Below are 12,416 nucleotides of genomic sequence, written 5' to 3'. Positions count from 1 at the left end.
GCTATTGCTAGGCTGCCCGGCGCGCACGCGTTATTGCGGTTTATACGGATCCGCCGCGGGGCGCGGGGTCGCTGGCCGATCGGTGAATTCGCGCTCGACGATCGTGATGCGCGCGACCATCGCGACGAAGAACGCGGTCGACCAGCCGAGCAGGATCACGCCATTGGCGCCCTCGATCGCGCCGACGATCCGCCACGATTCCCCGAGCAGCACGTCGCCATACCCGATCGTCGTGTAGGTCGAGGTCGAGAAATACAGCGCGGTGCCGAAATCGGCGAATGCGCCCGTCCCGCTGTACAGCAGCGCATAGGCCCAGATCTCGATCCCGTGGACGACGAACAGCGCGGTCGCGGCGCCGATGATCCCGATCACGTCATGCCAGCGCCGCCGCACCCCGGTCCTGCGCCCCTGCCGCCGGATCACCAGCAACAGCCCGGCCAGCCCGGCAAGATGGACCAGGATGGTGGCCAGCACCATGCCCGTCGCCACCGCGAGCTGGACGAAGAGGTTCATCGCTCCAGCCTAAAGCGGCCGCCTGTGCTTTCCCATGCGGGTATCTACCTAGACCGGCCCCGGTGCAGGCGGGATGACCACTGTACGCCGATGGCCGCGCGGCGTAGAACCGGGCGACCGGGGAGACAGCAGATGACGGCACGACGCGATGGCGCACGGCGGTACAATTTGGGCGCGATCGCGTTCCACTGGATCATCGCAGCGCTGGTCTTCATCCAGCTCTATGTCGGCTGGACCTTTGCCGACATGCCGCGCGGCGACCTGCGCAGCGGCTGGTTCGACTGGCACAAGACGCTCGGCTTCACGATCCTGCTGCTCAGCATCGCCCGGCTGATCTGGCGGATCGCCAATCCGCCGCCGCCCTTCCCCGCTGCACTCCAGACCTGGGAACGCGTGCTCGCCCGCGCCAACCATGCGCTGTTCTACGTCATCCTGATCGGCCTGCCCGCGACCGGGTGGATGTATCTGTCGACGGGCAAGCCCGCGCTGACCAGCAGCAGCACCTCGCTCATCGGCGGCTTGAGCTGGCCGTTCATCCCCGGCCTGCCGCGCGGTGCGCATGAGGGGTTTGAAGAGGCGCACGGCCTGCTCGTCTGGCTGACCTGCGCGCTGCTCGTCCTGCATGTCGGCGCCGCGTTGAAGCATCAGTTCGTCGACCGTATCGGCAACCGGATGCTGCCGTCGGGGGCGGGGGGCGACAGCTGACCGCCGCCCCGCCGCCTCAGCGACGCGGCATCCGCGCCGCGGTCGCCTCGATCTCGACGAGGTAATTGGGGCCGGCGAGTGCTGCGACCTGCACCGTCGACCGCGCGACCGTATTGGGGTTGTCGGCGCTCCCGAAGAACTGCTTGAAGCCGTCGTTCATGCCGGCAAAGTCCATCTTGCCGTCGCCGCGCTTCGGGTCGGCGGTGACGAACACCGTCAGCTTGTAGACATCGGCCATCGTATAGCCATGCTCGGCCAGGATCGCCTTGATCTTCGTGAAGACGCTGACCGTCTGCGTCCTGGTGTCGCCGAACGACTCGACGCCGGTGACCGGTTTCGACGGATCGATCGGCACGGCGAGCTGTCCCGACAACACCAGCGTCTCCGCACCCGCGGGGATCGTCACGCTCTGCAGGATCAGCGACGGCCCCGGCCCGGGATTGGCGTGGCGGACGATCTGCGCGGTTGCCGGCGTCGCGAGCATCGCCGCCGCGGCGATGCTCGCCCCCAGACCGGCACGGGTCAATGTACGCGAGACGCGGTTCACGATCGGTCGCACTGGCATGGTCGTCTCTCCCAAAAATTCGGTGGTCCCGCGCGTCAGGACGCGTCGGGCGTGTGAAGCGCCTTGGTCATCGGCACGAACGGAACCGCGATCCCGTCCGCGTCGACGGTGATCCCGGGCTCCGCGACGAAGCCGTGGCTTTCGTAGAAGGGAACCCCCGACAACGTCGCCATCAGCGCAAGCTTGTCGAAGCCCGCCTTCCGCGCGGCAGCCTCGCTCGCCGCCATGATCGCCGATCCCACCCCGCGCCGCGCAAAGCCCGGGGCGGTGAACATCGCACGGATCCGCGCCGCATCCTGCCCCGGTACCAGCAGCGCGGCGGACCGGTCGGCATAGCGATCGCCACCGAACAGCGTGGCGAAGCGGCTCCACCCGCCGCACCCCGCCAGCGCGCCGTCGATCTCCGCGACGAGGTAGCTGCCGTCGTCGACCAGATCGGTATCGACCCCGAAGATCGTCCGGATCGCACTCGCCAGCGCGTCGGGCGCGTAGAAGCCCTGCCCCAAAGTTGCCGCCGACGTCGCGATCAGCTGCTCCAGCGCGGGGACATCCTCCCGCCGTGCCGCCCGGATCGTCACCCCGCCCGTCGTCGTCCCGCTCATTATCACGCCGATCACGCCGCCACCCGGTCCGGCCGCGCACCCAGATCAGCCCGCTGCAGCCCCGCGATCGCGGCGATCGCGTGATGCGCGGACTGGACCGCGCCCTCCTGCCATCCCGGCGTCTGGCTCAGCGCGGCGCTGGCAAAGACGGTGCGGCCCGCGGGCTGGCACAACAGACGATAGCCTTCGGTATCGATATCACCCTCCTGATGTCCCGCCATCCCGACGAACCAGTTCGGCCACGGCCCCAGGCTGTACGGGATCTTGTTCCAGTTGACCGCGACGCCGTTGATCAGGTCCTTGCCATGCCCCGGGTGCAGCCGTTCGACCGCGGCGCGCGCCCGCTCGACCTGGTCGGCGATCGGCAGCTTCGCAAAGCCTTCCGCCCGCTCGCCAGAGGTATAGCAGGCCAGCAGCATCCCGCGCGGACTGAACAGCCCCGCGCTCGGATACCAGATCAGCGACGTCTCGCCGCCGACGAACGAGATGCCGCCATAGATCTGGTCCTGTTCCCAGAAGCGCGGCGAATCGAACGCGACCTTGTTCGAATGGTCGTACACCACGCCCGCAATCGCCTGCGCGACGGGCTTGGCGAAGTCGCAGTCGACCTTGGCGAGCACCGGAAAGGGGATGGTGCAGACCGAGAAATCGGCGCGCGCGATCCGGCCCGCGCCCGTCTTCGTATCGCGCCAGGCGATCTCGACGCCATCGGGGCGGTTACGGATCCGCGTCACGTCCGCGCCGCGCACTACCTTGCGCCTCAGCGCGCGCTCGAACCCCGCCGGGATCCGGTCCATCCCGCCGACCGGCTGGAACATCGTCGCCTGCATGTAGACATTGTCCTCGAACAGCATCGCCGGCAGCTGTTCGTTGGCGAGCAGCCGGTCGAGCGGCATCGGCGCGGGCGGTCGCGCGAAGACGCCGACGCCGGCGTCCGGAAACGCCTGGAACCCCGATCGCAACGTCCCTGCGAAATGCCCCGTCGCATCCAGATCGCCGTACGTCTTGAGAAACGGCAGCAGCGCCTGCTTGTCCGCCGCGCTGAGACTCTGGTCGAGCGCGCCCTGGTTCACCGCCTTCATCAGCAGTTCGGCGACATGCCCGCGCGTGTCGTTGATCGCGGTGCGCATCCGCACCTTGTCGCCCTTCTGCCCCATCAGGAACGCGCTGCGGCTCGAATTGATCTCGACCTCGAGCGGGACGCCGAGCTTGCCGCAATAGCCTAGGATGCGGTGGTGGAAGCTCGGCAGCCGCGCCGGCCCGGCGTTGAAATAGGCGCCGTCGGAGAAGCGCGCGACCTGGTCCGCCTCGCCGTCCATCACGATCCGGTCGCCGTCGCGGACCGTCCAGTTGCGCCCGCCGACCCGGTCGCGCGCCTCCAGCACGGTGACGTCGAACCCCGCCTGCTGCAGTTCATAGGCGGCGACCAGCCCGGCGATCCCCGCCCCCAGCACGATCACCGACCGCCCCTTGCCAAAGCCGGCGGGCAGATCGGGCATCGGCGCCGCCGCCGCGACATTGCCCGCGATCCCCAGCGCCTCCATCGCCCCGAAGGTCGCGGCCGCGCCGCCCGCCATGCCGATATGCTGTAGGATCGATCGCCGCGTGATCATCTGTGAGTCCGCCCCGTTTGCGCGGCCTCGACCGCGCGTCCCCTGGAAAGTCGCTCACCTTCGCGTCGTCCGTCCTGTTGGCTCGGATCCGCGGCACACTCCCCCGGCGACCGGCGCGTTGCTCGCACCAGCTCGTTATCGTCCGTCCCTGCGTTTTGTTATGACCGCATGACACCCCAATTGAATCGATCGCGCAAGCAGTTTTTGTCCTGTTTCGCGCGCATCCCGGTGCTATTGTTACGCGCAAGGAGATTGCGGTATTCCAATCCATCGAACCGCCGCCGCGCGGTGCCGGTCCGTACATCATGCACGGCGCAGGCCGGGGCAATCGGCAGAGCCCGCGGCAACCCGCACCCGCCATCCCGCGTTAAGCCCGCGCACATGATCAAGGTCGCCAGCTATAATATCCACAAGGGCATCGGTCTCGACCGCCGCCGGAACCCCGAACGCGTGGTCGAGGTACTGCGCGAGATCGACGCCGACGTCATCGCGCTGCAGGAGGCGGATCGCCGGTTCGGCACGCGCGCCTGCGTGCTGCCCTATCACCTGCTCGAGGAGCATAGCGACTGGAAGCCGATCCCCGTCAGCCTCAACGCGCTGAGCATGGGGTGGCACGGCAATGTCGTGCTGGTGCGCAAGTCCGCGGTGATCGTCGACAGCGAGGCGATCCACCTGCCCTCGCTCGAGCCGCGCGGCGCAGTGATGGCCGACGTGCGGACCGCAGGCGGGATGATCCGCGTCGTCGGCATGCATCTCGATCTGTCGGGGCTGTGGCGACGGCGTCAGGCGGCGGCGGTGCTCGCGCATGTCGACGCCTGTGCGACCCGCCACCCTACCGTGCTGATGGGCGACCTCAACGAATGGAGCGCGGGCTCGGGCTGCCTGCGCGACTTCGGCCGCGACTTCGCGTTCGCCGATACCGGGGCGAGCTTCCATTCGCGCCGCGCGATCGCCAGGCTCGACCGGATCATGGCGTCGCGCGACCTGCGCATCGCCAGCTGCGGCGTGCACAGCAGCGCCGCGGCGCGCAAGGCATCGGATCACCTGCCGATCTGGGCGACGCTGGAGCCCGCATGATCCGGACCGGCGTCGTCAGCTATCATCATTGCCCGGTCGGGGGCTGAGCGGGTGCGCGAGAAAGAACTTCGCCTCGCACTAGTCTGCTATGGCGGGATCAGCCTGGCCGTCTACATGCACGGCATTACCAAGGAGATCTGGCATCTCGTCCGCGCCAGCCACGGCCATCATGCCGGTGGCGACCGCGGCACCGGCAGCCAGGCAGTGTACCGCGACCTGCTCGACGAGATCGGGGCGCAGGGCGCGCTCAAGGTCCGCGTGCTCGCCGACATCATCGCCGGCGCCAGCGCGGGCGGGATCAACGGCATCTTCCTCGCCCAGGCGATCGCGACCGGGCAGAGCCTCGATCCGCTCACCGATCTCTGGCTGAGCTCGGCCGATGTCGAGGCGCTGATCGATCCCCATGCCGCGCCGCATTCGCGCTTCTCGAAGGCCTGGGCGCTGCCGCTCGCCTGGATGGCGGCGGGGCGCAGCGCGGACAAGGTCCAGACGCTCGACGACACGACGCGCGAGGAGGTGAAGGCCAAGCTGTCGCATTTCGTCCGCTCGCGCTGGTTCGAGCCCCCGTTCGGCGGCGCGACCTTTACCGGGCTGCTGCTCGACGCGTTCGACGCGATGGCCGCCAGCGAACGCAGGCCCCGCCTGTTGCCGCCGGGCCAGCCGCTCGACCTGTTCGTGACGGTGACCGATTTCACCGGCCATCCCGAGCGGCTCAAACTCAATTCGCCCCCCGAGGTGGTCGAGACCGAGCACCGCGTCGTCGTCGACTTTTCCGATCATGGCGCGCCGACCGACAGCCTGGCGGGCATCCCCGAACTCGCCTTTGCCGCACGCGCGACGTCTAGCTTTCCCGGTGCGTTCCCGCCGTTCATGGTCGCCGAGTTGGACGGCGTGCTCGCCGATCGCAAGACGTCCTGGGCGTCGCGCGATGCGTTCCTCAAGCGTATCCTGCCCCGCCAGTCGGCGACCAACGGCGCGGATCAGGTCGTGCTGATCGACGGGTCGGTGCTCGCCAACGCGCCGTTCCGCCCCGCGATCGACGCGCTGAAGGAACGCCCCGCGCGCCGCCAGATCGACCGCCGCTTCGTCTATATCGATCCGTCACCGGGAATGAAGTTCCGCCTCCCGCCACAGAATGGCACGCCGGGCTTCTTCCAGACGATCATCGGCGCGATCAGCGAATTGCCGCGCCAGCAGCCGATCCGCGACAATCTCGACGCGATCGCCGCGCGCTCGGCACAGATCGACCGGATGCGCGCGATCATCGATGCGATCCGCCCCGATGTCGAGGCGGAGGTCGAGCAGCTGTTCGGCCATACGCTGTTCCTCAACAGCCCGACCGCGGCGCGGCTCGCCAACTGGCGTGCGCGTGCGCAGAAAGCGGCGGCGGCGAGCGCCGGCTATGGTTATGCCGCCTATGGCCATCTGAAGGTCGCGGGCGTGGTCGAGACGCTGACCTCGCTGCTGTTCCACGCCGGCGGCGAACCCGGGCCGCAGCGCTGGGACCGGATCCGCGCGGCGATCGCGACCGCGGTGACGCAGAGCGGCGCCGAGGAGATCGGCGCGGCGCATGGCGGCGGCGCGAGCCCCGCGACGATCGCCTTCCTGCGACGCTTCGATCTCGGCTTCCGGATCCGCCGATTGCGCCTGATGGCACGCCGCCTGACGGTGCTCGAAGCCGAGGTCGAGGAGGTGGCGCTCGCGCCGATCCGCGATGCGATCTACGCGTCGCTGTCGGACTATCTCGAATGCCAGCGGACCGATGCGCATGCCGCGCTGCGCCGCGAGGTCCGCACGCTGCGCGACGACGCGATGCCGCTGCTCGACGCGCTCGCCACCTCGCTCGACCTCAACCGCCGCGACGCCGAGACCGATGTGCGGCTCGCGGAGGCGTTCGTCGCGCTCGACCGGCCGGTGCGCCGCTCGATGCTGCTCGCCTATCTCGGCTTCCCCTATTTCGACACCGCGACGCTGCCGCTGCTGCAGGGTGAAGGACTCGACGAATTCGATCCGATCAAGGTCGACCGGATCGCCCCCGACGACGCGGTCGCGATTCGCTCGGGCGGGGCGGAGGCGACGCTGAAAGGGATCCAATTCAACAGCTTCGGCGCGTTCTTCAGCCGTGCCTACCGCGAGAACGACTATCTCTGGGGCCGGCTGCACGGTGCCGAGCGCATGATCGACATCACCGTCTCGACGCTCCCCCCGTCGGTGCGGATGAAGCCCGGCCGCGTCGCCGCGATCAAGCGCGCCGCGTTCCTCGCCATCCTCGACGAGGAGGAGGAACGGCTGACCGCGGTGCCCGGCCTGTTCGCGGATCTCCGGCGCGAGATCGGCTGAAACGCACCGTCCGTGACCGCCGGCCCGGTCCGGAACAGGTTAAGTTGGCGCAAGGCTGGCCAAAAGCGGACGGCGGCTTTACCCCCGGGCGGATGCAAGGGGATAAGTCATGCAGTTCCTGAAGATCCTGTTCTGGTGCCTGCTGGCGTTCATCGCCGCAGTCTTCACCATCGCCAACTGGGCGACCGTGCCGATCCGGCTCTGGGGCGGCCTGATCGCCGACGTGAATCTGCCGATGCTGTTGCTGGTCACGTTCCTGATCGGGTTCCTGCCGACCTTGCTCTACAATCTTGCGATGCGCTGGCGCCTGCGTCAGCGGCTCGCGACCGCGGAGCGGACGATCCTCGACCTGCGTGCCGCGCATGCTGTGCCGCCGGTGGCCTATCCGACGCCGTCCTATCCGACCCCGTCCTATTCCGAGGAGCCGGCCATCGCGCCGACCATCCCGCCCGCCGCCGCGCCGACCGCGGTCCCGCCGGGAGTCGCATGATGAGCAGCCCGATCTATGTCGCGATCGACACCCCCGATCTGGCCCGCGCGAAGGCGATCGCCGGGCGCGTCCGTCACCATGTCGGCGGGATCAAGCTTGGCCTCGAATTCTTCTGCGCGCACGGTCAGCCCGGCGTGCATGCGATGGCCGAGTTCGAGCTGCCGATCTTCCTCGACCTCAAGCTCCACGACATTCCCAATACCGTCGCCAAGGCGGTGCAGGCGCTCGGCGGGCTCGCCCCGGCGATCCTGACCGTTCATGCCAGCGGCGGCCGCGCGATGCTCGAGGATGCGAAGGCCGCCGCGCCGGTCGGGACCAAGGTCATCGCGGTGACGATGCTCACCAGCCTCGATGCCGCCGATCTCACCGCCACCGGCATCACCGGCAGCGCGCACGACCATGTCGCACGGCTGACCGAACTGGCGCGCGACTCCGGGGTCGACGGCATCGTCTGCTCGGGCGCCGAAGTCGCCGCGGCCAAGGCGATCTGGCCCAGGGGGTTCTTCGTCGTGCCCGGCGTCCGCCTGCCCGATGGCCATGTCGGCGACCAGAAGCGCGTCGTCACCCCGCGCGCGGCGCTCGACGCCGGCGCCTCGATCCTCGTGGTCGGTCGCCCGATCACCCAGGCCGAAGACCCCGACACCGCCGCCCGCGCGATCGCCGCGACGCTCTGACCCCCACCGTCCACCGTCATCCCGACGATCTACCCCCGTCATCCTGACGATGTACCCCCGTCATCCTGACGAAAGTCAGGATCCAGAGTAACGCACGCTGGCGGCAATGGCTCTGGATCCTGACTTTCGTCAGGATGACGGAGAATGTGGGAATGCACAGGCCGCCGGGATCTAAGGAACACCATGACTACCGCCAAGATCTGCGGCCTCTCGACCCCCGCGACGCTCGACGCCGCGATCCGGCACGGGGCGAGCCATGTCGGCTTCGTCTTCTTCCCCGCCTCGCCGCGCCACGTAACCTTCGACAAGGCCGCCGAACTCGCCGCGCGCGTGCCCGGCCATGTCGCCAAGGTCGGCGTGTTCGTCGATCCGGAAGACGAGATGCTCGAACAGGCGATCGCATCCGCGGCGCTCGACGTGCTGCAGCTCCACAAGGTCACGCCCGCACGCGCGGCCGCGATCCGCGCGCGGTTCGGGATCGAGCTATGGGTCGCCGTCGCGGTGCGCACGCGCGGGGATCTAGACGGCGCGCATCAGTTTGCGGGCGTCGCCGATCGCATCCTCTACGACGCGAAAACCCCCGATTCGGCCGCGCTGCCCGGCGGGATGGGACTGCGCTTCGACTGGGACCTGCTCGACGGGTTCCGGCATCCGCTGCGCTGGGCGCTGTCGGGCGGGCTCGACCCGGCGAATGTCGCCGAGGCGATCCGGCGGACCGGCGCCGAGCTGGTCGACGTGTCGTCGGGGGTGGAGAGCGAACCCGGCACGAAGGACGACGCCAGGATCGCGGCGTTTCTGAAGGCGGTCGCTGCGCTCTAGCACCACCCCGGCGAAGGCCGGGGCCCAGCTGGGGACGGTGCATTGCCGGGTCCTGCCCGTCACCACGACCTTCCCGACTGGACCCCGGCCTTCGCCGGGGTGGTGCGTATCGGAAACGCTAGGGGTGACAGCGTTTTCCGAAATGCTAAAGCGCTCCGCATGAACGCTCCCAATTCCTACCGCGCCCAGCCCGACGAACGCGGCCATTTCGGCGATTTCGGCGGCCGTTACGTCGCCGAGACGCTGATGCCGCTCGTCCTCGAACTCGACGAGGCGTATCGCGCCGCCAAGGCCGACCCTGCGTTCAAGGCGCAGTTCGACGACCTGCTCGAACATTATGTCGGCCGCCCCAGCCCGCTCTATTACGCCGAACGGCTGACCGAGGCTTTGCGCGAATCCGCAGAACCCGGCATGGGTGCGCAGATCTGGTTCAAGCGCGACGAGCTGAACCACACCGGCGCGCACAAGATCAACAACTGCATCGGCCAGATCCTGCTCGCGATCCGGATGGGCAAGACGCGGATCATCGCGGAAACCGGCGCGGGCCAGCACGGCGTCGCGACCGCGACCGTCTGCGCGCGCTTCGGCCTCCCTTGCGTGATCTACATGGGTGCCAAGGACGTCGAGCGTCAGGCGCCCAACGTGTTCCGCATGAAGCTGCTCGGCGCCGAGGTCCGCCCCGTCACCAGCGGCGCGCACACGCTGAAGGACGCGATGAACGAGGGGATGCGCGACTGGGTCGCGAACGTCCACGACACCTTCTACATCATCGGCACCGCCGCCGGCCCGCACCCCTATCCGGAGATGGTCCGCGATTTCCAGTCGGTGATCGGCACCGAGGCGCGCGCGCAGATGCTCGACCGCGTCGGCCGCCTGCCCGACCTGCTCGTCGCCGCGATCGGTGGCGGATCGAACGCGATCGGGCTGTTCCACCCGTTCCTCGACGATGCCGATGTCGCGATGCTCGGCGTCGAGGCGGCGGGCCACGGGCTCGACAAGCAGCATGCGGCGAGCCTCGCGGGCGGCTTCCCCGGCGTGCTCCACGGTAACAAGACCTATCTGCTGCAGGACGAGGACGGCCAGATCACCGAGGCGCATTCGATCTCGGCAGGGCTCGACTATCCGGGCATCGGCCCCGAGCATGCCTGGCTGCGCGACATCGGCCGCGTCGACTATGACAGCGCGACCGACCAGGAGGCGCTCGACGCGTTCCAGCTGCTCTGCCGGACCGAGGGCATCATCCCCGCGCTCGAACCATCGCATGCCATCGCCACAGTGACCAAGAAGGCGCGCACGATGCGGCAGGACCAGATCATCCTCGCCAATCTGTGCGGCCGCGGCGACAAGGACATCTTCACCGTCGCCGAAGCGCTCGGGGTGGCGATTTGAGCCGCCTCGCCGCCACCTTCGCGCGCACCGCAGCCGAGAACCGCGCCGCGCTCGTCGCGTTCGTCACCGCGGGCGATCCCTCGACCGCCGCGACGCCGGCGATCCTCGACGCGCTCGTCGCGGGCGGCGCGGATGCGATCGAGCTCGGCATGCCGTTCACCGATCCGATGGCCGACGGTCCCGCGATTCAGGCCGCCAACATCCGCAGCCTCGCACAGGGGACGCGCACCGCGGACATCCTCGCGATCGCCACCGCCTTCCGCGCGCGCCATCCCGCGACGCCGCTGGTGCTGATGGGCTACGGCAACCCGATGCTGCGGCGCGGCGCGGACTGGTTTGCGCAGGCCGCCGCGGCTGCGGGCGTCGACGGCGTGATCTGCGTCGATGTGCCGCCTGAGGAGGATGATGCGCTTGGGCCCCAGCTGCGCGCCGCCGGGATCGACCTGATCCGCCTCGCCACGCCCACGACCGACGCGGCCCGGCTGCCGACCGTACTCGATGGTGCAAGCGGGTTCCTGTATTACGTCTCGGTCGCGGGCATCACCGGGCTGCAACAGGCGCAGCAATCCTCGATCGAGGACGCGGTCGCGCGGCTGAAGGCGCAGACCGACATCCCGGTCGCGGTCGGCTTCGGCATCCGCACGCCCGAGCAGGCGGCGAACGTCGCGCGCGTCGCCGACGGCGTCGTGGTCGGCTCGGCGATCGTCGAGCTGGTCGCGCAGCACGGCACCGCTGCGGCGGAGCCCGTCCGCGCCTATATCACGTCTCTCGCCGATGCCGTCGCGTCGGCCCGAAAGGAAATTCGCATGGAGATCGGGGCATGAGCTGGCTCAACAGCGTCCGCAACGTCCTGCCGTTCGTCGCCAAGCGCGAGACGCCCGAAAACCTCTGGCACAAGTGCAAGGGCTGCGGGCAGATGGTCTTCACCAAGGAGCTGGAAGAAAATCTCCACGTCTGCCCGAAATGCGACCATCACGACCGCATCGGGCCGAAGATCCGCTTCGCGCAGCTGTTCGACGAAGGCAGCTGCAGCGAGCTGCCCGCGCCGCCGGTGCCCGAGGATCCGCTCAAGTTCCGCGACCAGAAGCGCTACACCGATCGCCTGAAGGCCGCACGGACCGACAACAGCGAGCGTGACGCGCTCGTCAATGCCCGCGGCGCGATCGACGGCCACCGCGTCGTCGTCGGCGTGCAGGATTTCGGCTTCATGGGCGGGTCGATGGGCCTCGCGGTCGGCGAAGCGTTCGTCCGCGGCGTCGAGGCCGCGATCGAGGACCGCGTGCCCTATGTGATCTTCACCGCCAGCGGGGGCGCACGCATGCAGGAGGGTATCCTCAGCCTGATGCAGATGCCGCGCAGCACCGTCGCGATCCAGATGCTCCACGACGCCGGCCTGCCCTATATCGTCGTGCTGACCGATCCGACTTCGGGCGGCGTGATGGCGGCCTATGCGATGCTCGGCGACGTCCAGATCGCCGAACCCAAGGCGACGCTGGCCTTCACCGGCCGCCGCGTGATCGAGAGCACGATCCGCGAGAAGCTGCCCGAGGATTTCCAGACGTCGGAATATTATCTCGAACACGGGATGATCGACATGGTCGTCCACCGGAAAGACCTGCGCGAACAGCT

At 68.8% G+C, this 12,416-nt stretch carries 13 protein-coding genes; 9 read left to right on the top strand and 4 right to left on the bottom strand.

Annotated elements, in window-relative coordinates; genetic code table 11:
- Nucleotides 1–30: 30 nt before the first annotated feature.
- Entirely contained in the window at nucleotides 31–513 is a 483-nt protein-coding gene (locus ASE89_RS18455; RefSeq protein ID WP_056680554.1) for a potassium channel family protein, read from the bottom strand.
- A gap of 132 nt (nucleotides 514–645) precedes the next feature.
- Between ASE89_RS18455 and ASE89_RS18450 the strand changes: the two genes are divergently transcribed.
- A complete protein-coding gene (locus ASE89_RS18450; protein ID WP_168427714.1) occupies nucleotides 646–1,218 on the top strand; it encodes a cytochrome b in 573 nt (190 codons plus the stop codon).
- 16 nt (nucleotides 1,219–1,234) lie between these two features.
- On the opposite strand, the gene ASE89_RS18445 is transcribed toward ASE89_RS18450, so the two are convergent.
- The 3 genes from ASE89_RS18445 to ASE89_RS18435 are packed head-to-tail and all read right to left on the bottom strand — an operon-like array spanning nucleotide 1,235 to nucleotide 3,998.
- On the bottom strand, nucleotides 1,235–1,783 hold the full coding sequence (locus tag ASE89_RS18445; protein ID WP_082451689.1) for a RidA family protein: 549 nt from the start codon (nucleotides 1,781–1,783) through the stop codon (nucleotides 1,235–1,237).
- A gap of 35 nt (nucleotides 1,784–1,818) precedes the next feature.
- Entirely contained in the window at nucleotides 1,819–2,400 is a 582-nt protein-coding gene (locus ASE89_RS18440; protein ID WP_236701859.1) for a GNAT family N-acetyltransferase, read from the bottom strand.
- Nucleotides 2,397–3,998 carry a flavin monoamine oxidase family protein gene (locus ASE89_RS18435; RefSeq protein ID WP_274602375.1) on the bottom strand — a complete coding sequence of 534 codons (1,602 nt, stop codon included), beginning with the start codon at nucleotides 3,996–3,998 and terminating at the stop codon, nucleotides 2,397–2,399. The genes ASE89_RS18440 and ASE89_RS18435 overlap by 4 nt, the downstream gene beginning before the upstream one ends.
- A 381-nt stretch (nucleotides 3,999–4,379) precedes the next feature.
- Here ASE89_RS18435 and ASE89_RS18430 point away from each other — a divergent pair, with 381 nt between their 5' ends.
- The 8 genes from ASE89_RS18430 to accD all read left to right on the top strand — a co-directional run.
- Nucleotides 4,380–5,075: an endonuclease/exonuclease/phosphatase family protein gene (locus tag ASE89_RS18430; RefSeq protein ID WP_056680547.1), complete on the top strand. Its 696-nt coding sequence runs from the start codon at nucleotides 4,380–4,382 to the stop codon at nucleotides 5,073–5,075.
- 51 nt (nucleotides 5,076–5,126) lie between these two features.
- On the top strand, nucleotides 5,127–7,415 hold the full coding sequence (locus ASE89_RS18425; protein ID WP_056680545.1) for a patatin-like protein: 2,289 nt from the start codon (nucleotides 5,127–5,129) through the stop codon (nucleotides 7,413–7,415).
- Nucleotides 7,416–7,524: 109 nt separating this feature from the next.
- Nucleotides 7,525–7,905, top strand: a complete 381-nt coding sequence (locus tag ASE89_RS18420; protein ID WP_056680542.1) for a LapA family protein — start codon at nucleotides 7,525–7,527, stop codon at nucleotides 7,903–7,905.
- Entirely contained in the window at nucleotides 7,905–8,579 is a 675-nt protein-coding gene (pyrF, locus tag ASE89_RS18415) for an orotidine-5'-phosphate decarboxylase (protein WP_056680539.1), read from the top strand. The genes ASE89_RS18420 and pyrF overlap by 1 nt, the downstream gene beginning before the upstream one ends.
- A 183-nt stretch (nucleotides 8,580–8,762) precedes the next feature.
- Nucleotides 8,763–9,398, top strand: a complete 636-nt coding sequence (locus ASE89_RS18410; protein ID WP_056680536.1) for a phosphoribosylanthranilate isomerase — start codon at nucleotides 8,763–8,765, stop codon at nucleotides 9,396–9,398.
- A gap of 159 nt (nucleotides 9,399–9,557) precedes the next feature.
- Nucleotides 9,558–10,787, top strand: a complete 1,230-nt coding sequence (gene trpB, locus ASE89_RS18405; RefSeq protein WP_031441224.1) for a tryptophan synthase subunit beta — start codon at nucleotides 9,558–9,560, stop codon at nucleotides 10,785–10,787.
- Nucleotides 10,784–11,611 (top strand): tryptophan synthase subunit alpha, encoded by an 828-nt coding sequence (trpA, locus tag ASE89_RS18400; RefSeq protein ID WP_056680534.1) that lies wholly within the window; start codon nucleotides 10,784–10,786, stop codon nucleotides 11,609–11,611. Before trpB ends, trpA begins: the two co-directional genes overlap by 4 nt.
- Nucleotides 11,608–12,416 (top strand): acetyl-CoA carboxylase, carboxyltransferase subunit beta (gene accD / locus ASE89_RS18395; protein ID WP_056680946.1); only part of this gene is annotated, 809 nt, incomplete at its 3' end. The genes trpA and accD, both read left to right, overlap by 4 nt.

The organism is Sphingomonas sp. Leaf30 (assembly GCF_001422525.1).
GTDB lineage: Bacteria > Pseudomonadota > Alphaproteobacteria > Sphingomonadales > Sphingomonadaceae > Sphingomonas > Sphingomonas aerolata.
Note: the sequence above shows the minus strand (reverse complement) of the source record. Positions and strands in the feature narration are given on the sequence as shown.

Excerpts from the sequence above, each read along its gene's own strand:
- ASE89_RS18410 (WP_056680536.1), top strand. The coding sequence starts at position 8,763 with ATGACTACCGCCAAGATCTGCGGCCTCTCGACCCCCGCGACGCTCGAC.
- ASE89_RS18420 (WP_056680542.1), top strand. The coding sequence starts at position 7,525 with ATGCAGTTCCTGAAGATCCTGTTCTGGTGCCTGCTGGCGTTCATCGCC.
- ASE89_RS18435 (WP_274602375.1), bottom strand. The coding sequence starts at position 3,998 with ATGATCACGCGGCGATCGATCCTACAGCATATCGGCATGGCGGGCGGC.
- pyrF (WP_056680539.1), top strand. The coding sequence starts at position 7,905 with ATGAGCAGCCCGATCTATGTCGCGATCGACACCCCCGATCTGGCCCGC.
- ASE89_RS18450 (WP_168427714.1), top strand. The coding sequence starts at position 646 with ATGACGGCACGACGCGATGGCGCACGGCGGTACAATTTGGGCGCGATC.
- trpB (WP_031441224.1), top strand. The coding sequence starts at position 9,558 with ATGAACGCTCCCAATTCCTACCGCGCCCAGCCCGACGAACGCGGCCAT.
- ASE89_RS18445 (WP_082451689.1), bottom strand. The coding sequence starts at position 1,783 with ATGCCAGTGCGACCGATCGTGAACCGCGTCTCGCGTACATTGACCCGT.
- ASE89_RS18455 (WP_056680554.1), bottom strand. The coding sequence starts at position 513 with ATGAACCTCTTCGTCCAGCTCGCGGTGGCGACGGGCATGGTGCTGGCC.
- ASE89_RS18430 (WP_056680547.1), top strand. The coding sequence starts at position 4,380 with ATGATCAAGGTCGCCAGCTATAATATCCACAAGGGCATCGGTCTCGAC.